Raw genomic sequence first — 22154 nt, 5'->3', positions numbered from 1 at the left:
CCGGCATCGACCGGTGGATCACGTCAGAGCCGGTCTTCCTGCCGCGCGTCCCCAGTCCGCCTGAAGGCATTTGCGGACACGGCTATTTGCTGCCGATGAGCGCTCCCTGCGCTCGCATCCCCCAGGAGCGCTGGTCGTCGCTGCAACGTCACTGGATGGCGGCCTCTCCGGCTCCGAACCGGCCAGCCGGCGGCCGTTGCGAAAGCTGGGCACGAGCCGGGGAGGATTGCACAAAGAAAAGGAGGCAATGCCATCGGGGCTGTCGAAACATCCCCTTGGCCGAGCCTCCACGGTTATACTGGAACGCCCTGTCGTGCCCTGTCAAGGCCGACATGGAGCGGCATCTCGCCACCACAGAGGCCCGATGAGCAACCCCTCCGCCCAGATCGTCCTCACGCTGGGGAAATTCGAGGCTGCGCCATCGCCGCTTCCCCCCGCGTCTGAGCAGCATTGCATCGATGCTGAGGTCGCTCGCCTCCTCCCCGTCGCCGACGAGGTCGAGCAAACCGTCCGCGCCCAGCTCGCCCGCGCGCAGCGCCTCCGCCAGGCCGCCCTGAAGCGTGCCTTCGAGGGCAAGCCCGTCCCGCAGGATCCACGTGACGACCCCGCGAGCGCGATGCTCGATCGGATCCGCGCGAGACGCGCCGTGCCGCCCGCCCCGAACGGCCCGAGCAAGACCTCCCGCAAGAGCCGCGCTAAGGTGGTCCGAACCCCCGAGGGGAGGATCGACGATGGGTGAACGCTCCAGGACCATCAAGCACCCCGCGTCGGGCAGGCAGCTCCGCTGCGCGCGGCACGTGCTCCGTTTCACGGGCGACGAGGTCGCAACGCAGCGCGCCCCGTTCCTGCGCGACCTGCTCGACGTCCTCGTCGACGGAGCGCAGCAGGCGATGCGCCTGCAGATCGACGGCCGCAGCACCGCGCCGGGCACGCCTCCAGCCTGGCTGGAGGACGCGGCAGCGTTCGAGATCGAGCAGATAGAGGAGCGCGAGATCGTCCTCCGCGCCCCCTCGCTCGCGGAGGCGCTATCGCTGCGCTCCCGGCAGCTCGATCTCTTCACGGCCGCCGAGCCGGGCCGCTCGTGCCTCGACTACCTCGAGGACAGCCTGGACGACGCCCTCGCCGGACGCGAGGACAGCGATCGCTACGATCGGCCGCTCATGGCCACCCTCGAAGGGTTCGGCCGGCTTTTCCGCCACGGCGTGGACAGCATCGAGCTGGTCAACGGCCGGACGCTCCGTGTCGACGCCGGAGGCATCGAGGCGATCCGCGCGCTGCGCCAGCGCACGCCCGAGGATCGACGCGTCGCGGTCGGCGGCAAGCTCGACGCGATCCGCCACAGCGATCGCTCCTTCACGCTCGTCCTCACCTCGGGCGAGACCCTGCGAGGCCTGGCCGCCGAGTCGGTGGCTCCAGCGGACCTCGCGAGGCTCTTCGGTCAGCCGGCGATCGTCTCGGGCATCGCCAGGTTCCGGCCCTCCGGCAAGGTGCTGCGCATCGAGGCCGAGCGCATCGACCCGGCGACGGGCGACCTCGCGGCCTGGTCGACGATGCCGCGGCCTCTGGACATGCCGGCCGAGCCGCACTGGTTTCGTGTGCCGCAGGGGCCGAGCTCCGGCGTCGCGGCGATCTTCGGCGGTATTCCGATGGATGACACCGAGGAGGAGTTCCAGGAGGCGCTCGAGGAGCTCTCATGACAGTGCCGGAGGGGCCGGTCGTCCTCGACACCAACGTGGTGTTGCACCTTGCGCGCGGGAACGAGTTCGGCCGCCGTCTCGACGCCGCGTATGGGCTCCAGACCCGTCCCTTCCGTCCGATGATCTCCATCGTGACCGTGGGGGAGCTGTTCGCTTTCGCCAGACGCCGAGGCTGGGGGGCGGAGCGGACCGGCAAGCTGAGCCAACTCGTCAATCAGCTCGTCGTCTTCGACATCAACCGTGCCATCATCGAGCACTATGCGGCGATCCACACGTTCCTGATCGGCTCCGGCCGAGCCGTGGGGGATAACGATGTCTGGATAGCCGCCACCGCCGCCGCGACATCGGCGCTGCTCATCACGACGGACAAGGACTTCGAGGCCCTCGCCGGGACCTTCCTTCAGGTGTCGGTCTTCGCTCTTCATCCCGGGAAACATTGAACGCGTCGAACCCCTCCGCCCAGATCGTCCATCGGGCCGAGCGAGGACGAGGGGCAGCCGCCCGTCGAGACCCGGGACAGCCTCGCCGCCGATCCCGGCTCCCGCTACTCCATGGTCCTGACGAACCCGCCTTTCGGAAAGAAGTCGAGCGTCGTGGTCCTCACCGAGGAGGGCGACGAGGCGCGCGAGGGGCTCACGGTCATGCGTGAGGACTTCTGGGCGACGACCAGCAACAAGCAGCTCAACTTCATCCAGCACGTGAAGACCCTCCTCGCGATCCACGGGCGCGCCGCCGTGGTCGTGCCGGACAACGTGCTCTTCGAGGGCGGGGCCGGGGAGACGATCCGCCGCAAGCTGCTCCACGACTGCGATGTGCACACGCTGCTCCGGCTGCCGACAGGCATCTTCTATGCGCAGGGCGTGAAGGCCAACGTGCTCTTCTTCGACAAGAAGCCCGCGAGCGAGAAGCCGTGGACCCGGAAGCTCTGGATCTACGATTTCCGGACGAACCAGCACTTCACGCTGAAGACCAATCCGCTCTCGCGCGCGGATCTCGACGACTTCGTCGCCTGCTACAAGCCGGGGGAGCTGCACAAGCGGAGAGCGACGTTCTCGGAGAAGAACCCGCCCGGGCAGTGGCGAGCCTACGAGTACGCAGAGCTGGTCGCCCGGGACAAGTGCAGCCTCGATATCTTCTGGCTGAAGGACGAGAGCCTGGAGGCGTCCGAGAACCTCCCGACGCCGGACGTGATCGCGGGGGAGATCGTGGAGGACCTGCGCGCGGCGCTGGAGCAGTTCGAGGCGGTGGAAGCCGATCTGAGGGCGCGGGCGGCGGCGGGCTGAGGCGTGGGGGTTGCCGCGACCGTCCCTGAGCCCCGACGGCGAGGCTTCGGGGTTGCCTCGACCATCCCTGATGCCCCGACGGCGAGGCTTCGGGGTTGCCTCGACCGTCCCTGAGCCCCGACGGCGAGGCTTCGGGGTTGCCTCGACCATCCCTGATGCCCCGACGGCGAGGCTTCGGGGTTGCCTCGACCATCCCTGAGCCCCGACGGCGAGGCTTCGGGGTTGCCGCGACCATCCTTCACCGCGGTGGGGCGCTGACCGAGATGCCCTCTCCCCGCGAGGGCGAGGCGGATGCAGGAGGTATCCCGCTCGCGGAGAGCAGCGGGGCCGCAGCAGCGCGGGGCGCGCCGCCCTGAGGCGTGGGCCGGGCCTGCTCCGGAAGCACCCCGCGCCAGGCGTCCGCGACCGGCTCGGCCGAGGGCGCGGAGGACGCCGCGGGGGGCGCGCTGGCCGTGGCGGCCACGGGCGGCGGACCGGGCGAGCCCGCGCCCGCGAGGGGCGCCTCGACCCCGGGAGCGCTGGACGGCGGCTCCGGAGGCGGCGCTCCGCTCACGAGCAGCACGGCGGCCACCGCGATCGCCGCCGCCACCCCGAAGCCCACCCGCGAGGGCGAGAGCCACCGGCGCGGCCACGATCCCGGGAGCGCGCCGTGGGAGCTCGGCTCGACGACCATGGCCTCCTCGAACCGCGGCTGAGCCGGAACGGCGGTGACACTGCGCTTCGCTCCGGGCTCGCTGACCGGAGCAAGAGAGGACATCGGAGTCGACGGCGGTGGAACCGACGGCGACGCGCTGGAGAACACCGGGGTCGACGGCGGCGGAACCGACGGCGGCGCGCTGGAGAACACCGGGGTCGACGGCGGCGGAACCGACGGCGGCGCGCTGGAGAACACCGGGGTCGACGGTGGCGGGACCGATCGCGGCGACACCGACGATGGCGGCGGCACCGACGGCGGCGACACGGACGACGGTGGCGGGATCGACCGCGGCACTCCCGACGAGGGCGGCGGGACCGACGGCGGCGGCAAGGAGCGAAGCCGCTCCAGCAGATGCGCATCGAGCCCTCCCCCGGACGGCGGCGGGTAGGAGCTGGTCGACGTGGAGACCGCGCCGCCATCCCCCCGCCCCGCCACGCCCGCGCCGGGTCGCGCGCCGCCGCGCGACGCGCGCGGGCGATCGCGGAGCACGCGCTGGATGCGCTCGACGAGCCGGTGGGCCGCGGGCGGCGCGAACGGGCGCAGCGCCTGCACCAGCTCCGCCACGTCGGCAAAGCGCTGGTCGCGATCCCGCTCGAGACACTTCATGATGACCGGATCGATCTCCGGCGTGAGCCCGCGCCGGACCTTCGACGGCAGCGGCGGCACGTACCGCCCGCCGAGCACCAGCGAGACCGTCTGCACCGAGCGGGCGTGCATCGGATACCGCCCCGTCAGGAGCACATAGAGCAGCGAGCCGAGCGCCCAGATGTCCGCGCGCGCGTCCACGTCGCGCTGCCCGCGCATCTGCTCCGGTGGCATGTAGTGCGGTGTCCCGAGCATCAGGCCCGTGCTCGTCCGCAGCTCGCCGAGCCCCAGCGTCGACGCCTCCGACACCTTGGTGATGCCGAAATCGAGCACCTTGATGCACGGCAATCCATCGCGCGTGTGCGTCAAGAACAGGTTCGCCGGCTTCACGTCCCGGTGCACCAGCCCGAGCGCGTGCGCCTCCGCGAGCGCGTCGCACGCCTGGATTATATAGAGCGTCGCCTCCTCGACCGGCAGCGGGCCCCGCTGCTTGCGGAGCGCCCGGAGATCACGGCCGGTGAGCAGCTCCATCACCAGGAAAGGAAGGCCGCTCTCGAGCCGCCCCACGTCGTACACCCTCACCGCGTGCTCGCTCCGGAGCCGCGCCGCGATCCGCGCCTCCCGCAAGAACCGCCGCGCCATCTCCGGATCGGCGGCCGTCGCCGGCAGCAGCAGCTTGATCGCCCGCAGCCCTCGGGCCTCCACGTCCGTCGCGGAGAGGACCGCGCCCATCGACCCCTTCTCGAGCAGGCGATCCACACGGTACTTGCCCGCGATCAGGGTTCCGGCCTCCAGCCCTTGGATCTCTTCCAGGCCGCGCATGTTCGAGACCTCCGACCGAGAACGCCGCGCCGCTCTGCCCTGAGCATATCGCATCAAGGTCCAGAGCACGAAAGCGACCAGGTCAGGGCATGGCAGCCGACGCCCCCCGCGGGCAGCGCCGCCCGGCGCCGCTGCAGCGCCCCCCGGCGCCGCTACGGAGGCCCGCTCGGCCTCTCGATCACGACCGTCCGCCGCGCGCCGCCCGCCTCGAGCGTGAGCTCGAGCGCGCCCCCTCCCCGCGCTTCCTGCGCGATGCGCTGCAATGCGTCGAAGCGGAGGATCGGGTGGCCGTCGACGGCCACCACCACGTCGCCGACGCGGACGCCCGCGGACGCCGCGGGGCCCGGGTCGTCCACGGAGACCACGACGGCGTCGCCGCTCGTCTTCAGCTCGCCCTCCAGCAGCGGAAAGACCGGCGCCACCGTCAGGCCGAGCACGCTCACCGTCCTCCGGTAGCTCTGCACCGCCTCGTCGAAGCGCTCCCGGGGCATGCGGTAGCGGGCGACGGCCACCACCGCGCCGTCGCGCTCCTGGAAGCGCGCGTCGACGCGCTCGGGCGTGGCGAACGCGCCGACCTGCCGCAGGTAGCGGCTCGCCTCGGCCTCCGCCATGCCGGCGCGCCGCGCGCCGCCGCCGCGCGCCTTCAGGAAGCCGTGGGCCTGCGACCCGGCCAGCGCCGGCACGACGTGGCTCGCGAGCCGGGAGATCGCGTCGGCGCGCGCGGACGCCAGCGCGGCCTCCCGGGTCGCGCCCGTGCCCTGGCCGACGACGAAGACCGCGCCGCCCTCGGAGACGAACGGCTGCTGCATCCAGGGCGGCATCTCCCCGGCCGGCGGCGCCGCGCTCGCCGCGCCCGGGCTCGCCGCGCTCGCGCCCGGGCTCGTGCCGGAGGCGACGTCCGCCCCAGGCGCGCGGCGCGCGCGGCCCCAGCCCAGGTGCGTGACGCCCACACTCACGACCAGCAGCGCGGCCGAAAGCGCGACCGCCACGTACGCAAGGCGCGACCCCGGTCCGCCGGCCCCGGCGGCGGCCCTGCCCGCGGCCGCCGCACGAGGCGCGCCCGCCAGCAGCGACCCCGCCGCGCCCCCCTGCCCCGCCAGCGCCGGCGACCCCGCCGCGGCCGCCGGCGACCCCGCCGCGCCCCCCTGCCCCGCCAGCGCCGCCCCCGCCGCGGCAGGGCCCGCCCCCGCGGAGAGCGCCGCCGGCGCGGGCTCCCCGGACGCATCGCGCGGCGCCGGCCCGGCGCCGAGCCGCTTCAGCGCCGGCCGGAGCGACTGGAACGACAGCGGCGCGTTGCACCGCTTGCACGGCACGTACGGCTCCCGGTCCTCCAGCGCGGCCTGGACCGCCTCCTTCACGTCGAGCACCGCCTGCCTCGGCGCGTCGCACCGCGCGCAGACGCCGTCGACGACCGCCGAGGCGACCACCGCCCGGAGCCGCGGCGCCGCCGCGGCGAGGTGCTCGAGCAGCGCGACCGGACAGCCCTCGATCCGGATCGACGTCACCTCGTCGCCCAGCGCGCGCAGCGACAGCTCGAGCGCCTCGGCCCCCTCCTTCGTCACCCCGGCCGCGCCCGCGAGGTCGAGCACCAGGTCCCCCTCGATCCCGTCGAGCGCCCGCTTCCACCGGACCTGCGCGTCGAGCTTGCAGCGCACGCGGATGCGCGTCCCCCGCTCGTCGACCGTCTTCTCGATCGCCTCGCTGGTCCCGGCGTCGAGCCGCGTGAGCTCGTCGAGCGCGACCCGGACGTCGGCCGGGAGCTGGATGCCCGCGTGGCTCACCGCGAACGCGAAGTAGCTCTCCGCGTCGTCGTCGAACACCGCCGCCCCGCCGCAGCGCGGGCACGGGCTCGCCGGCGGCTCGTGCGTCCGGACGACGTGCGCGTCCCGGTCGCAGTCGAAGAGCCGCTCGAACGCGGCGCCGCAGCGCTCGCACCGGTACGGCCCGTAGAACGACACGATGCGCCCGTCGCCGAAGAAGCGCCGGATCATGCTGACCTGGTTGACGATCGGCTCGGTGCAGCGCGCGATGTACAGCTCCGACGCGCTCAGCGAGACCTCCGCCAGCATCGCCATCCACTCGCGCACGCCGAACGACGTGACCCGCTGCACCCCGCCCAGGTCGAACAGCACGCGCCCGCCGATGCCCCGCGCCACCACGTGGCCCTGGAGCTCCTCGGTCATCCGCCCGGACAGCGAGACGACGAGCAGGTTGCCCAGCTTGCGCCGCGTCACCGTGAGGGCGCGCGGCCCGGGCGCGGCCGCGCCGTCGAGCTCCGATCCCGGGCCCGCGTCCGCGAGCGAGCGCGCGGGCGGCCGCCTGGAGCGCGGCGGCGCGGGGTCGAGCGCCCCCACGGCCTCGAGCCGCGACGACGCCTCGAGCCGCGACGACGCCTCGAGCTGCGACGACGCCTCGAGCTGCGACGACGAGAAGAGCGGCGCCGACAGCTTCGTGGCCGCCCCGGCCGTGCGGCCGCCGCCGTGCGCGCTCGCCGGCGCGCCGCCGAGCCCGTCGAGCTCCCCCGCGAACGAGTCGTCGTTCTGCAGGCTCGACTCCTGCTTCTCGACGATGTGCGACAACAGCTCGGACTCCGAGCCGAGCGCGCCCCGCCACGCCTCCACCCGCTGGCCGAACAGCTCCTCCATGAACGACGACAGCGCCAGCGCCGACGTCGCGAGCCGCTGCTCCCGGGCGAACGCCTCCAGGTCGATCTGGAGATCCCGCGCGGTCGCGTACCGCTTCTCCCGGTCCCGCTCCAGGCACCGGAGCACGATGCGCTCCAGCTCCGGCGGGTAGTCGTGGCTCACCTGGCTCGGCGGCAGCACCGGGTCCTCGACGATCGCCCGCATGAGCTCGAACTCGGTCGCGCCGCGCCGGAACAGCCGGCTGCCCGTCGACATCTCGTACAGCAGGATGCCCACCGAGTAGATGTCGCTCCGGCGATCGAGCTGCTCGCTCGTGCACTGCTCCGGCGACATGTACGGGACCTTGCCCTTGAGCGCGCCGTCGCGCGTCTCGTTGACGCGGTTCGCCGCCTTCGCGATCCCGAAATCGAGGATCTTCACGGCCCCGTCGTACGTGACGAAGACGTTGTGCGGCGAGACGTCGCGGTGGACGATGTCGAGCGGCTTGCCGTCGAAGCCGACCTTCTCGTGCGCGTAGTGCAGCCCGGCCGCGACGCCGATCGCGATGGTGACCGCGTGCTCCACCGGCATCCGCCGGTTCGCCGACCGGAGCGTCTTCTTGAGCGTCCTGAGATCCTCGCCGTGCAGGTACTCCATGGCGATGAGCGGGACGCCGTCGACCTCCTCGATGTCGTACATCTGGACCAGGTTGGGGTGGTCCAGGGTCGCCGCGATGCGCGCCTCGTCGAGGAACATCCGCACGAACTCGGGGCTGTCCGCGAGGTGCGGGAGGATCTGCTTCACGACGCAGATCTTCTTCACGCCCGAGATGCCCGCGACGGAGGCGACCCAGATCTCCGCCATGCCGCCCATGCCGATCTTCTTCAGCAGGCGGTACCGGCCTAGCGTCGTGGAACGGCGCGCCGCGGCGCTCATGGGGCCGGCCACGTGGCGCTCGGTCATGCGCCGGCCTCTGCCATCCGGGCCCTTGGCGTCGCTTCTCCGGGAGCACGGCAGGCGATCATCTGGCTCATCGAGGTTCAGCGGCCTGTGGACTTCGCGAAAGTCACGCTGCGGCGCTCACCGCGCGACTCGATCTGGAGCGCCATCGTACCACCGGTCGGCGTGCGCGCCCACGCGTCCGCCGCGGCCCTGTCGAACGCCTCGACCGAGTGGACCGGGCGCTCGTTCACCGCGAGGACGATGTCGCCCGCGGCGATCTCGGGCGACGCGTCGCCGCCTCCGCGGCTCCCCGTTGCTGCCCGCGCGCGGGGGACCGCGACCACGATGAGCTCGCCGGCGGTGCGCACGCTCGCCTCGAGCTGCGGGAAGAAGGTCGCCACGGTGATGCCCTGGAACGTGGCCGTCCGCCGGTAGTGCGCCGCGGCCGCGTCGAAGCTCTTCCGGGGCAGACGGTAGCGCGCGAAGGCGACGACGCCGCCGCCCTCCCTGCGCACGACGGCCTCCGCGCGCTCGGGCGTCGCGAACGCGCCGACCTGGGCGAGGAACCGCCCGGCGATGCGCTCGGCGAGCTCGGCGCGCGGCGGCGGGGCGGCGCCGGCCGGCGGCTGCGCCATGAGCAGCCCGACCACGGGAGAGCTCGCGATCTCGCCGACGAGGCTCGACGTGAGGCGCTCGATCGCGCCGTGGCGCGCCGCGGCGAGCGCGTCGGCCTCGCTCGGGCTCGGGCCGCCGCGGCCGACGACGAGGACGCTCTCGCCCTCGATGACGAACGGCCGCTCCACCCACGCGGGCGGCAGGTCGTCCATCGCCGACCAGCGCGCGGACGCCTGGGCGGACGCCGGCGCCGCGGACGCGGCCGAGGAGGCCGCGGGCGCCGCCGGCGCGGCCGTGGGCGCCGCGGACGCGGGCGCCGCCGCGGGGCCCAGGCCGCCGCGCCACAGCGCGAAGCCGGCCGCGACGAGCGCCACCACGCCGACCAGCGCGACGAACGCCGGGCTGCCGGCCGCGCCCGGCTGCGCCGCCGCCGCGCCGGCGGGCGAGGCGCTCGCGGCGGCCGTGGGCGTCGCGCTCGCGGCCGCCGCCGGCGCCGCGCCGGCGGGCGAGGCGCTCGTGGCCGCCGCGGGCGCCGCGCCGGCGGGCGAGGCGCTCGCGGCCGCCGCCGACGCCGCGGCCGGGGGGGACTGCGACGCGCGCGCGGCGTGCTCGCCGAGCACGTAGAGCAGCGAGCGCGAGCCGTCGAAGGAGAGCGGCGTGCTGCACCGCTTGCAGGGGACGCGCGGATCGTGGCCGCCCCGGAGCCGCTCGGCGTTCCTGTCGATGTCGACGATCACCGCCCGGATCGCGCCGCACGACGCGCAGCGGCCCTCGACCACCGCCGACTCGACCCGCGCGCGCTGCGGCCAGGAGGGGCTCGCCATGCGCTCGGCGAGCAGCCGCGGGCAGCCCTCGATGCGCACGTCCTCCACGGCGCCCTCGATCCCGCGGAGCGCCGCCTCGAAGCGCGCCGCGCCCTCGGCCGTCACCCCGGGGACGCCGCTCAGGTCGAAGACGACCTGGCCCTCGAGGCCGTCGATGATGCGGCTCCACCGGAGCGCGGCCGTCATCTTGGCCCCCACCTTGAGCCGGGTGACGCGCCCGTCGACGGACTTCTCCACCGCGTCGCCGCCGACCGGGTCGTCGCTCTTCTCGAGCTCGAGCAGGATCGCCCGCACCTCGGGCGGGATCGCGCCGGCGCCGTGCTGGGCGACGAACCCGAAGTACGTCTCCGCGTCGTCGTCGAAGGCGCCCGCCCCGCCGCAGCGCGGGCACACGGCCTCGGGCGGCCGGCCCCCGGCCAGCGCGGCCGCGTCGTGCACGCAGTCGACGAGCCGCTCGAACTGGGCGCCGCACCCCTCGCAGCAGTAGGGCGCGAAGAACGAGACGACCTGCCCGCCGCCGGCGAACCTGCGGATCATGCTGATCTGGTGCACGACCGGCTCGGAGCAGCGCGCGAGGTAGAGCGCGCGCAGGCGGGGCTGCGCCGCCTGGAGCATCTGGAGCCACTCGCGGACGCCGAACGACGTGATCCGCTCGACGCCGGCGAGATCGAACAGGACCCGCCCGTCGAGCTCCCGGGCGAGCGCCGCCCCCTTGAACGCCTCGGTCATGCGCCCGGCGAGCCGGACGACGAGGACGTCGCCGATCCTGCGCCGGTCGGACGCGAGGGCGTCGAGGCGGCCCGAGGCGCCGACCGGCGGGACGCTCCGCGTGGGCGCGGCGCGGTGCGCCTTCGCGGCCAGCGACAGCCGGTCCACGGTGGTGGGCAGGTGGCTCGACGAGACCGGCCCCGAGCCGGGCCCGCGCGCCGCGTCGCGCGGCGGCCTGCGGCCCTTCGACGGCGGCGGCGCCGGGATCGTCGGCCGCGGGTCCTCGCCGGTGCGCGCCGTGGGCGGCGTCGTCTGCGGCGCCGCGGGCTCGGCGCGCGGCAGCGGCGTAGGCGATTCGGAGAGGACGGTGAGGGTCATGGTCTGGTTGTGCAGGTCGCAGTGGCCGGTCGCGTAGGGCGCGATCTCGCCGTACGAGTAGAAGCCCGCCACCTGCGTGCCCCGCGGCAGCGCGCCCAGCACCGCCTCGACCTCCTCCTCGACCCGGTCGCCCAGCACGATCCGCCGCCCCACGCAGCTGATCGCGATCGCCAGCGCGCCGTCGCCCCCCGCCCGCGACCCCTCGCCCGCCCCCTCACCCGCCGACCGCGCCGCGCGCTCCGCGCCCCCGATCAGCCGCTCGAAGTCCGCCTTCATGAGCTGCACCAGGTGGCCCTCGGGCACGTCGCCCGCGAACGTCATCGACTGCTTCTCGTGGTCGACCGCCAGCACCGTGCGCACCAGCGCCTTCTCGTCCCCCGCCGCCGCCCGCAGCGACAGCGGGAACAAGAGCGCAGACGCCGGCAGCTCCGACGCCTTGTCCCCGAGGTACTCCTTGTACAGCGCGAGCGCCGGGCGCCCGTCCACCTCGTAGAGCACGTTGCCCTCCGAGCGCGTCACCACCCGCTCCGGCCCGAACTGGTCCCAGCCGCCCCGCGACCCGTGCTGGATCACCACGTGCTCGCCGTACAGCCCCACCGCCGCCACGATCCCGCTGCGCACCGTGTCCCCGGTGCACACCCACGTCCGCTGGAACCGCGTCCCGTCCCCCGATAGCCCCCCGGTCACCACCACCGACTCCGGCAGCGCCGCGTTCAGCCCGCGCACGAGCTGGCTGCCGTTCACCCCGAGCCCCTCGCTCAGCAAAAGCACCCCGCACAGCCCGGGACGGTCCAGCTTGCGCGCCAGCGCCTGCCCCGCCGCGAACGACTCCGCAGCGCTCCCCACCTCCACCTGCGCCGTCCGCAGCGCCGTGCGCTCGAACCGCGCCACCGCCACCGACAGCGTCCCGTCCCGCACCGCCGCGCCCGCGATCTCGCCCGCGCTCGAGCAGCCGACCATGTGCGACCTCGGGTACGCCCGCCGGAGCTCCCGGATCGCCCCGGGGTCGTCCGCGAACTCCGGCGCCCCGAACACCAGCACCAGCGTCCGGTCGCTGTCGAGCGCGGGCAGCGCCCGCACCGACCACGCGCCCGTCTCGCGCGAGAACGAGAACGTCTCGAGCCGCATCCCCGACGCCGCGCTCGAGGCGGGCCACTGCGGCTCGAAGGAGGTGTCGGACGCGATCTCGAGCTCCTCGAACTCGGCCATCCCGCCCGCCGGCTGCGCGACGACCCGGGCCGCCACGCCCGCCTTCTCCTTCGCGTCGCGCGGCTTTCGCTCGGGATCGCCGGAGCGGAGGGTGGGCAGCGCCGGCGACTCGGAGAGGACGGTGAGGGTCATGGTCTGGTTGTGCAGGTCGCAGTGGCCGGTCGCGTAGGGCGCGATCTCGCCGTACGAGTAGAAGCCCGCCACCTGCGTGCCCCGCGGCAGCGCGCCCAGCACCGCCTCGACCTCCTCCTCGGCCCGGTCGCCCAGCACGATCCGCCGCCCCACGCAGCTGATCGCGATCGCCAGCGCGCCGTCGCCCCCCGCCCGCGACCCCTCGCCCGCCGACCGCGCCGCGCGCTCCGCGCCCCCGATCAGCCGCTCGAAGTCCGCCTTCATGAGCTGCACCAGGTGGCCCTCGGGCACGTCGCCCGCGAACGTCATCGACTGCTTCTCGTGGTCGACCGCCAGCACCGTGCGCACCAGCGCCTTCTCGTCCCCCGCCGCCGCCCGCAGCGACAGCGGGAACAAGAGCGCAGACGCCGGCAGCTCCGACGCCTTGTCCCCGAGGTACTCCTTGTACAGCGCGAGCGCCGGGCGCCCGTCCACCTCGTAGAGCACGTTGCCCTCCGAGCGCGTCACCACCCGCTCCGGCCCGAACTGGTCCCAGCCGCCCCGCGACCCGTGCTGGATCACCACGTGCTCGCCGTACAGCCCCACCGCCGCCACGATCCCGCTGCGCACCGTGTCCCCGGTGCACACCCACGTCCGCTGGAACCGCGTCCCGTCCCCCGACAGCCCCCCCGTCACCACCACCGACTCCGGCAGCGCCGCGTTCAGCCCGCGCACCAGCTGGCTGCCGTTCACCCCGAGCCCTCGCTCAGCAAAAGCACCCCGCGCAGCCCGGGACGGTCCAGCTTGCGCGCCAGCGCCTGCCCCGCCGCGAACGACTCCGCAGCGCTCCCCACCTCCACCTGCGCCGTCCGCAGCGCCGTGCGCTCGAACCGCGCCACCGCCACCGACAGCGTCCCGTCCCGCACCGCCGCGCCCGCGATCTCGCCCGCGCTCGAGCAGCCGACCATGTGCGACCTCGGGTACGCCCGCCGGAGCTCCCGGATCGCCCCGGGGTCGTCCGCGAACTCCGGCGCCCCGAACACCAGCACCAGCGTCCGGTCGCTGTCGAGCACGGGCAGCGCCCGCACCGACCACCTCCTGGGCTCCCGGTCGTAGTGGAACGTCTCGAGGATCATGGGGCGCCTCGCCCGCAGATTACAGCACGCGGGCCACGACGAGCGTCATGTCGTCGTCGAGCGGGCGCCCGCCGTGGAAGCGGGAGACCGCCGCCATGATCGCGTCGCGCGCCTCCTCCGGCGTGTACGTCGCCACGCTCTGGAAGAGCGACCGGAGCCGCCGCTCGCCGAACTGCTCGGACGCCGCGCTCTCGCACTCGGTCACGCCGTCGGTGAACCAGAGGAGCGCGTCGCCGCGCTCGAGCTGCACGGTGCTCGACGCGTACTCGGCCGAGCTCGCCGCGCCGAGCGGCGAGCCCTGCGACGCGAGCTGCCGCACGGCGCCGTTCCTGACGAGGTACGGGAACGGGTGGCCGGCGTTCGCGAGGGTCAGCGAGCGATCCTCCGGATCGAAGACGCTCGCCGCGCAGGTCATCAGGAAGCGCTGCTTGCCCGCCTCGAAGATGCAGCAGTTCATCAGCGCGAGCAGCCGCGCGGGGGTGAGCGCGTCGCGCTCGAGCGTGCGCGCGAGGTCGCAGGCGGCCTTCGCCGCCCCGGTGATGATCGCGGACGAGATGCCGTGGCCGGTCACGTCGCCGATCACCGTGAGCATCTTGCCGCCCGGCAGGTCGTGGAACGTCCAGAAGTCGCCGCCGCACTCGGCCGCGGGCTGGAAGTGGCTGGCGAGCCGCAGGGCGCCCCGCGCGATGACGTCCTCGCCGGGCACGAGCATCTGCTGGACGGCGCGCGCGACCTCGAGCTGCTTCTTCAGCGACGCCTTCTCGGCCGTGTCGGCCAGGAGCTGCACGAGCCGGTCCCCGAGCCCGACGAGCTGGACGCGCACCTCGTTGATGGCCTCGTCCGAGTCGCGCGAGCCGGCGGCGCCGCGCGCGGCGCCGCCCAGGGAGAGGATCTCGCCGAGCCTGGCGGCGAAGCGCCGCGTGGTCGTGGAGACCGCGGAGCCGGCGTCGAGCGGCCGGTCCGGCTCGGCCTGCGAGCTCGCCGCGTCGTGGAAGATGGTCAGCGCGTCGCCGATGGCCACGACGACGCTGCGCAGCCGGTCCCGCTCGGCGAGGAGCTGCCGGTGGAGCGCGCCCATCTCGTTCGTGGAGAGGTCGAGCGACCGCGTGAGCAAGCTCCTGTCATCGGCGACGTGCCGGTAGTGCTCGCTGATCCGCGCGACGACCTTGTGCCACGTCTCCCGGTCCGGCGGCTCGTCGATATCCTCGATCCCGAGCCGCCGGAGCTGCCGCACGAGGAGCGGATCGATCTCAGCCACCGATCCCCTCCGGACGCGTCGCCCGGGGGCGGGCGGTGGCGGGGCCCCCGGGGTGCTTCCCGGAGGGGCTGGAGTGCAGGCGAGCCACGCGAGGGGCTCGCCGGAACGCAAGCCCCGGAGGGGAGCACCCCGGGGGCCCCGCCACCGCCCGCCCCCGACCTACCACCCCGGCCGCTCCAGGGTCTCGACGGTCGACGTGGAGCGCTCGAAGAAGTGGAGGGACGCCGGCAGCGAGCGGAACTCGCGCGGGTTCACGTCGAGGTCCCAGAAGGACGTGACCATCGTGGACGAGGTCGGCGCGACGTCGATGACGAGCACCGCCCCGGCCGCGTAGATCTTGAGCATCCCGAGGCCGGCGCCGCCGCGCGAGGTGTCGAGCACGTCGCCGCGCGAGGCGTCCGCGGCGCGGGCGCTCAGGCCGCGCGTGATGCCCTCGAAGACGTGGTGGCGCCGCAGGCCGCCGAACGGGTCGTGGGCCTGGAGCGCGAGGTGCGCGCCGTCGGTGCCGAGCCGGAGCGTGGGGATCTCGCTCTCCTCGAGCACGATGTCGCGCCGCCGGTCGTGCGTGTAGCGGGGGCGCCCGCGGCCGTCGATGGGCGCGTCGTACATGGCGTTCATGAGCAGCTCGTGCGCGAGCGCAGCGAGCCGCTCGGCCACGCGGGCGGGCGCGCCGGCGCGCTCGGCCCAGTGCGCGACCTCGGCGACGGTCCGGTCCCGGTCCTCGCTCGTGCGGGGCCGCCACTTCACGATGGTGGCGCCCCACGAGAGCAGGTCGGACAGGCGCGGCGGCAGGGCGAGCGGCTTCAGGATGCGCCGGACCGCGAGGGCGATCTCCCACGGCCGCGGCATGGAGGCGAAGCTCGGCCAGCCGACGATGCTGGAGAGCCGCGGCTCCTTGAGCGCGGCGTGGAGCACGGCGTCGGTGCTCCCCGAGGTCCACACGAGCAGGTGCAGGCTGGGATAGCGCTCGGCCGCCCACTCGAGCGCGAGCTCGAGATCGGCGGCGTCGCAGCCGAGCAAGAGGGGGCGCTCGGACAGCCGGTCGCGCAGCTCGGCGGGGTCGCTCGCCACGGGCACGTCCTGCATGCCGGCGGCCGCGGCCATGACGCGGGCGATCCGCTGGCCGACGACCCGGTTGCGCTCGAGGACGGCGATCGTCGCTTTCGGGGCAGAATCGCTCAAGAGGGCACCGTGGGCTGGCCCGGGCGGGGAGCCGCCCGGGGGAGGAGAGGAACACGGCCATTACATCACGATCCGCCGCCCGGTGGCGCCGCGGAAGACGCCCCGCCGCGGCGCGGCGCAGCGCGGCGAAGAGCACCAGCTCGCCCGATCGCCGGCGCGGCGAGAGGGCGACCGCGCTGCCGCGCCTTTGGTAGGCTCGCCGACGGGGACGCCGCTGTCTGCCGCCTTGCGGGGGTGATGGGATCATGAACGAGGATGTTGCCAACGGTCGCCTCGCCTTGGAGGCGGAGCTGGAGACGCTACGCCGGCGCAACGCCGAGCTCGAGCGGGAGCTCGCCGAGAAACGGCAGGTGGAGATCGCGCTGCGGGAGAGCGAGGCGCGCTACCGGGGTATCGTCGAGGACCAGACCGAGCTCATTTGCCGCTTCCGGATGGATGGCACGTTGACCTTCGTCAACGACGTGTACTGCCGGTACTTCGACAGGACGCGGGACGAGCTGGTCGGCCATCACTTCACGCCGCTCGTCCCCGAGGAGGACCGGCAGCTCCTCGACGCGCAGTTCGCGAAGCTCGGCCCCGAGAACCCGATCGTCCACACCGAGCACCGGGTCGTGCGCCCCGACGGCTCGATCCGCTGGCTGCGCTGGACCAACCGCGCGCCGCTCGGCGAGGGGGGGCCCCACGCCGAGTTTCAGGCGGTCGGCGTCGACGTCACCGCTCGTCGCCGGGCGGAGGAGGAGGTGAGGCGCCTCAACGTCGAGCTGGAGCAGCGCGTGGCGGACAAGACGAGGCAGCTCGAGCAGCTGGTTCGCGAGCTCTCGACCCCGCTCATGCCGGTGGCGGATCAGGTCATCGCGATGCCGCTGATCGGCTTCCTCGACAGCGCCCGCGCCGCGGCGGCGCTCGAGGCCGTGCTCCACGGGGTCACGTCACACAACGCCACGACGGTGGTCCTGGACATCACGGGCGTGGGGATCATCGACTCCCAGGTGGCGGACGCGCTGATCCGGATGGCCAGGGCGGTGAACCTCCTCGGCGCGCAGGTGGTGCTCACCGGCACGCCGCCGCGGATCGCGCAGACGCTGGTCGCGCAGGGCGTCGATGTGGGCGGCATCGTCACCCTTCGGACCCTGAAGGAGGGTATCGCGTTCGCCCTGCAGCGCGGCCACGCCGGCCCACGAAACTCGGCCCTCTAACACGGCGCTTGTCCCGGAGCGGTGATGAAAACCGCTCTCGAAGGACTCGTGCGCGACGCAGGAGCCCGGGCGTGTGACGCGTCGTGCCCAACCCGCCTTTGCTCGATCGGTGGGCGCGCCTCCGTGATACCGTGAAAGGTCCCCCCGCACTCGGAGGTGCCCATGATGAAGCTTGTTCTCCGGTCGCTCCCCGCGCTCGGGCTGGCGGCGCTCGCGCTGGGCGCTTGCGCCGACACCGGCTCGCTGGTCGATGAATCCCGGGCTGTCACGAGCGCGCCGAGCGCCCTCGCCGCCGCGCGATCCTATACCCTCTTCGAGAGCGGCCAGGTCCGGCCTCTCGCCCTCTCGCCGGACGGGTCGACGCTCTTCGCCGTCAACACGCCGGACAGCCGGCTGGAGATCTTCAAGGTGAAGAAGGGCCGGCTCATGCACCGCGGCTCCGTCGCCGTCGGCCTGGAGCCGGTCGCGGTCGCGGCCCGCAGCGACGATGAGGTCTGGGTCGTCAACCACCTCTCCGACAGCGTGAGCGTGGTCGACGTCTCGAAGCCCCACAAGGCCCGCGTGGTGCGCACGCTGCTCGTCGGGGACGAGCCTCGCGACATCGTCTTCGCCGGCCCCGGCGAGGGCCGCGCCTTCATCACCACGGCGCACCGCGGCCAGAACAGCCCTGTGGACCCGGCGCTCACCACGCCGGGCGTCGGCCGCGCCGACGTCTGGGTCTTCTCCGCGACGAGCCCGAGCCCCGCGCCGCTCACCATCGTCACGCTCTTCAGCGACACGCCGCGCGCGCTCGCCGCCTCGCCCGACGGCGCGCGCGTCTACGCGGCGGCCTTCCACTCCGGCAACCGCACCACGGTGGTGGAGACCAACCTCGTGAACCTGGGCCTCGGCCTGCCCCCGCCGACGACCAACGCCGCCGGGGTCGCGCAGCCCTCGACGCCGCTCATCGTCCGGTTCGACGGCCAGCGCTGGGTGGACGAGCTGGATCGATCCTGGGACGACAAGGTGAATTTCGCGCTCCCCGACAGGGACGTCTTCGTCCTCGACGCCCTGGCCGACCCGCCCGCGCCCGTCGCGGGCCCGTCGGGCGCGTTCCAGGGGGTCGGCACGATCCTCTACAACCTGGCCGTCAACCCGGTGAGCGGGCGCGTCTACGTGACCAACACGGAGGCGTTCAACGAGCAGCGCTTCGAGGGCCCCGGCGTCTTCGCGGGCCACAGCGTGCGCGGCCGCTTCAACCACAACCGCATCACGGTGCTCGATCCGGCGACGGGCGCCGTGGCCCCGCGGCACCTGAACAAGCACATCGACGACAGCGCGTGCTGCGCCCCGGTCCCCAGCGCCGAGAACCAGAAGAGCCTCGCGCTGCCCCAGGGCATGGCCGTCTCGGGGGACGGGCAGACGCTCTACGTCGCCGCGCTCGGCTCGGACAAGATCGGCGTCTTCTCCACCGCGGCGCTCGAGGGCGACACGTTCGTGCCCGACGTGGCGCACCAGATCCCGGTCCCCGGCGGCGGGCCGACCGGCCTCGTGCTGGACGAGGCGCGCGGGCAGCTCTACGCCCTCACGCGCTTCGACAACTCCATCGCGGTCATCGATCTCGACGACCGGGCCGAGGTCGCGCGCGCGCCGATGCATAGCCCCGAGCCGGAGAGCGTGATCCGCGGCCGCCGCTTCCTCTACGACGCCTCGTTCTCGTCGAGCCGCGGGGACTCGGCCTGCGCGAGCTGCCATCCGTTCGGCGACATGGACCACCTGGCGTGGGACCTCGGCGACCCGGACGCGATGACCGCGCCGATGCCGGGCCCCTTCGTGGTCGATCCGACGCTCTTCGGCCAGCCGGCCGAGTTCGCGGCGCTCAAGGGGCCGATGACGACGCAGCCCCTGCGCGGGCTGGCCAACCACGGCCCGATGCACTGGCGGGGAGACCGCACCGGCGGGAACGACGCGCCGAGCGCGCAGCCGGACAGCGGCACCTTCGACGAAGAGGCCGCGTTCAAGAAGTTCAACGTGGCGTTCGCCGGCCTGCTCGGGCGGGACGCGCCCATCCCCGAGGCGGACATGCAGGCGTTCACCGACTTCATTCTCCAGCTCATGTACCCGCCCAACCCGATTCGCCGGTTGGACAACGCGCTCACCCCCGACCAGGAGGCGGGCAAGGCGTTCTTCACCGAGCCGGGCGGCGCGTGCAGCACGTGCCATGTGCTCGACCCGTCGGGCAACGCCGAGCACGGGGTCGCGTTCCCCGGCTTCTTCGGGACCGACGGGCGCTACACGTTCGATTTCATCTTCCAGAGCTTCAAGGTCGCCCAGCTCCGCGGTCTCTACGCGAAGGTGGGCATGTTCGGCATGGTGCAGAACCCTCGCTTCAACGATCGCGACAGCGGGTTCCAGGGCGATCAGATCCGCGGGTTCGGCTTCGGCCACGACGGGACGATGGACACGATCTTCCGCTTCCACGATCAGCTCGGCTTCAACGAGGCGCCGGGGGTCGAAGGCTTCCCGCCGGGCGAGGCGGGCGACGTGCTGCGCCGGCAGGTGACCGATTATCTGCACGCCTTCGAGACCAACCTGGCGCCCATCGTGGGCCAGCAGATGACGCTCGCCGGCGCCGGCGATCCGGCGGCCGAGGAGCGCGTGGATCTCTTGATGGCGCGCGCCGATGTGGGCGAGTGCGATCTGGTGGTGAAAGGCCGCGTCCACAAGGAGGAGGTGGGGTTCCTTTACCAGGGTGACGGCGCGTTCCGCCGGAACCGGGCGGGGAGCGCGGCGATCGGCGCGGCGACGCTGCGCCTCATCGCGGCCGCGGGGACGCCGCTGACCTATACCTGCGCGCCGCCGGGCGCTGGGGTGCGGATGGCGCTCGACCGGGATGGCGACGGGGCGCTCGATGGGGACGAGGAGGACGCGGGGACCGATCCGGCGGATCCGGCGAGCCAGCCCGGAGGCTGAGCCCGGCCCGGGTCACCTCGAACGTGTCATCGCGCCAGGGGCCCCGCCCCACGGGCACGCCTCGCCCGCCGCCCACCGCGGGCGCCAGGCCTGGCGGACACACCGCGTCCTGACGGGCCTCGCTCAGAGGCCCCCCTCGGAAAACGTCGCGTTGGTCGGATCACCGCGGCGCCTCTTGGGCATTAAGGACGGCCATGTTCGGCCCCCTGCTGCAGGCACCGCCAGGGGCCTGCACCCCAGGATCGAGGAGCTTCGCGATGAACAGGACACTTGCATCGACCGCCGGCATTTTGCTCGCGTTTTTCTTCGTGGCTTGCGGCTCCTCGACCGGCCCGACCGAACCCGAGGGCGCGGGCGGCGCGGGCGGCGCGGGCGGCGCGACGGGGGCGGGCGGCGGCGCGGCGGGCCCCGGGGGCGGGGGAACGGGTGGCGGTCCGGGCACGGGCGGCGCCGCGGCGAGCGGCGGTGGGGGCACGGGCGGTGCGACGGACCCGGGCGGCGACGGCGGCGCTCCGGCCGGCGACGGCGGCGGTGGCAGCTCGTCCACCGGCGGCGGGCCCGCCGTGATCGAGCCCGTGCTGGTCACCTCCGGTCAGGACGACTACTGGAAGATCGAGACGCCGACGGAGGTGACGAGCGGCAACGCCGACGTGACCGTCGACGACGCGACGACCCACCAGCGATGGGACGGCTTCGGCGGCACCTTCAACGAGGTGGGGTGGCACGTGCTCTCCATGCTCAGCGAGCCGGAGAGGGCGCGCGCCATCAAGCTCCTCTTCGACGCGCACGAGGGGGCGGCGTTCGTCTACGGGCGCATCCCCATCGGGGCCAGCGACTTCGCGATGGATCGCTACACGCTCAACGAGACGCCGAACGATACCGCGATGGAGAGCTTCTCCATCGCTCGGGACAGGGAGAAGTTGATCCCGTACATCAAGGCGGCGCTCGCCGTGAGGCCTGGCCTCCACCTCTGGGCCAGCCCCTGGACGCCCCCCACCTGGATGAAGAGCAACGGCGCCATGGATGGCGGCAGGATGAAGGACGACGCGACCATCCTGCAGGCGTATGCCCTGTACCTCGCCAAGTTCGTGGAGGCGTACGCGGAGGAGGGGCTCACCATCGAGGCGGTCCACCCCCAGAACGAGCCCAACTACGAGACGAGATATCCGAGCTGCCTGTGGACGGCGCCGCTCATGACCAAGTTCATCGGCACCTACCTCGGGCCGACGTTCGAGGAGCGGGGGCTCGCGGCGCAGATCTATCTCGGCACGATGTCCAACGACGCTGCCGGGGCGGACGTGGCGATCCTCGACGCCGTGACCGGCGACGCCACCGCGATGAAGTACGTCGAGGGCTTCGGGCTGCAGTGGAACGTGATGGGCAGCGTGGCCAGCTTGAAATCGCGCAATCTGCCGATCGTGCAGACGGAGCACAAGTGCGGCAACTATCCCTGGAACACGGGGACATTCAAGCCGGACGCGGCGCCGAACGACCACGCCTACGCCGTGGAGAGCTGGGGGCTCATCCGCGACTGGATCAAGGCCGGGGTGAGCTCGTACAGCGCCTGGAACATGGTGCTGGACACGGCCGGGAAGAACCTGGACTCGCAGCGGCCGTGGCCCCAGAACGCGCTTCTCACGGTGGACACAGCGACCAGGACGCTGAACGTGACGCCCGTCTATCACGTCTTCCGTCACGTGTCCCAGTACGTCGATCCTGGGGCGACGCGCGTCGGCACGACCGGCGGCGACGCGCTGGCCTTCAAGAACCCTGACGGCACCCTCGTCGCGATCCTGCACAACTCCGGCAATTCACCGAAGGCGACCACCCTCGCCGTGGCCGGCAAGAAGCTCCAGTTCAGCATTCCTGCCCGCGGCTGGGCCACCGTCAACTGGAAGTGAGGGCGAATCGGGCGCGGCGCTTCCGCTGGAATCA

At 73.5% G+C, this 22154-nt stretch carries 11 protein-coding genes and 2 pseudogenes; 7 read left to right on the top strand and 6 right to left on the bottom strand.

What is annotated here, in order from left to right; translation table 11 throughout:
* The first annotated feature begins 364 nt into the window (after nt 1-364).
* The 4 genes and pseudogenes from WMF31_RS39215 to WMF31_RS39200 form a co-directional block, all read left to right on the top strand.
* Nucleotides 365-739 (top strand): hypothetical protein, encoded by a 375-nt coding sequence (locus WMF31_RS39215; protein ID WP_436606996.1) that lies wholly within the window; start codon nt 365-367, stop codon nt 737-739.
* Nucleotides 732-1697 carry a hypothetical protein gene (locus tag WMF31_RS39210; protein ID WP_436606995.1) on the top strand — a complete coding sequence of 322 codons (966 nt, stop codon included), beginning with the start codon at nt 732-734 and terminating at the stop codon, nt 1695-1697. The genes WMF31_RS39215 and WMF31_RS39210 overlap by 8 nt, the downstream gene beginning before the upstream one ends.
* Nucleotides 1694-2137 (top strand): type II toxin-antitoxin system VapC family toxin, encoded by a 444-nt coding sequence (locus WMF31_RS39205; protein ID WP_436606994.1) that lies wholly within the window; start codon nt 1694-1696, stop codon nt 2135-2137. The genes WMF31_RS39210 and WMF31_RS39205 overlap by 4 nt, the downstream gene beginning before the upstream one ends.
* A gap of 33 nt (nt 2138-2170) precedes the next feature.
* Nucleotides 2171-2980 (top strand): annotated as a pseudogene (locus tag WMF31_RS39200) (HsdM family class I SAM-dependent methyltransferase); the annotation flags it as partial.
* A 238-nt stretch (nt 2981-3218) separates the two neighbouring features.
* Here the strand turns inward: WMF31_RS39200 and WMF31_RS39195 are convergent.
* From WMF31_RS39195 to WMF31_RS39170, 6 genes and pseudogenes are all read right to left on the bottom strand, one after another.
* A complete protein-coding gene (locus WMF31_RS39195) occupies nt 3219-5084 on the bottom strand; it encodes a serine/threonine-protein kinase (protein ID WP_436606993.1) in 1866 nt (621 codons plus the stop codon).
* Between the two features lie 152 nt (nt 5085-5236).
* Nucleotides 5237-8671, bottom strand: coding sequence for a protein kinase domain-containing protein (locus tag WMF31_RS39190; RefSeq protein ID WP_436606992.1), 3435 nt, complete (start codon nt 8669-8671; stop codon nt 5237-5239).
* A gap of 77 nt (nt 8672-8748) precedes the next feature.
* Nucleotides 8749-12516, bottom strand: coding sequence for an FIST N-terminal domain-containing protein (locus WMF31_RS39185; RefSeq protein ID WP_436607588.1), 3768 nt, complete (start codon nt 12514-12516; stop codon nt 8749-8751).
* Between the two features lie 96 nt (nt 12517-12612).
* Nucleotides 12613-13631, bottom strand: a pseudogene (locus WMF31_RS39180) (FIST signal transduction protein); the annotation flags it as partial.
* A gap of 19 nt (nt 13632-13650) precedes the next feature.
* Nucleotides 13651-14889: a PP2C family protein-serine/threonine phosphatase gene (locus WMF31_RS39175; protein WP_436606991.1), complete on the bottom strand. Its 1239-nt coding sequence runs from the start codon at nt 14887-14889 to the stop codon at nt 13651-13653.
* Nucleotides 14890-15048: 159 nt separating this feature from the next.
* Nucleotides 15049-16071, bottom strand: a complete 1023-nt coding sequence (locus tag WMF31_RS39170; protein WP_436606990.1) for a hypothetical protein — start codon at nt 16069-16071, stop codon at nt 15049-15051.
* A 245-nt stretch (nt 16072-16316) separates the two neighbouring features.
* Between WMF31_RS39170 and WMF31_RS39165 the strand changes: the two genes are divergently transcribed.
* The 3 genes from WMF31_RS39165 (at nt 16317) to WMF31_RS39155 (ending at nt 22120) form a co-directional block, all read left to right on the top strand.
* Nucleotides 16317-17267, top strand: a complete 951-nt coding sequence (locus WMF31_RS39165) for a PAS domain S-box protein (protein ID WP_436606989.1) — start codon at nt 16317-16319, stop codon at nt 17265-17267.
* A gap of 162 nt (nt 17268-17429) precedes the next feature.
* Nucleotides 17430-20219: a hypothetical protein gene (locus WMF31_RS39160; protein WP_436606988.1), complete on the top strand. Its 2790-nt coding sequence runs from the start codon at nt 17430-17432 to the stop codon at nt 20217-20219.
* Between the two features lie 257 nt (nt 20220-20476).
* On the top strand, nt 20477-22120 hold the full coding sequence (locus tag WMF31_RS39155; RefSeq protein WP_436606987.1) for a glycoside hydrolase family 30 protein: 1644 nt from the start codon (nt 20477-20479) through the stop codon (nt 22118-22120).
* Nucleotides 22121-22154 lie beyond the last annotated feature (34 nt).

This window comes from Sorangium sp. So ce1036, from assembly GCF_051369805.1.
Classification (GTDB): domain Bacteria; phylum Myxococcota_A; class Polyangia; order Polyangiales; family Polyangiaceae; genus Sorangium; species Sorangium cellulosum_F.
This window is presented reverse-complemented; position numbering and strand designations above follow the sequence as displayed.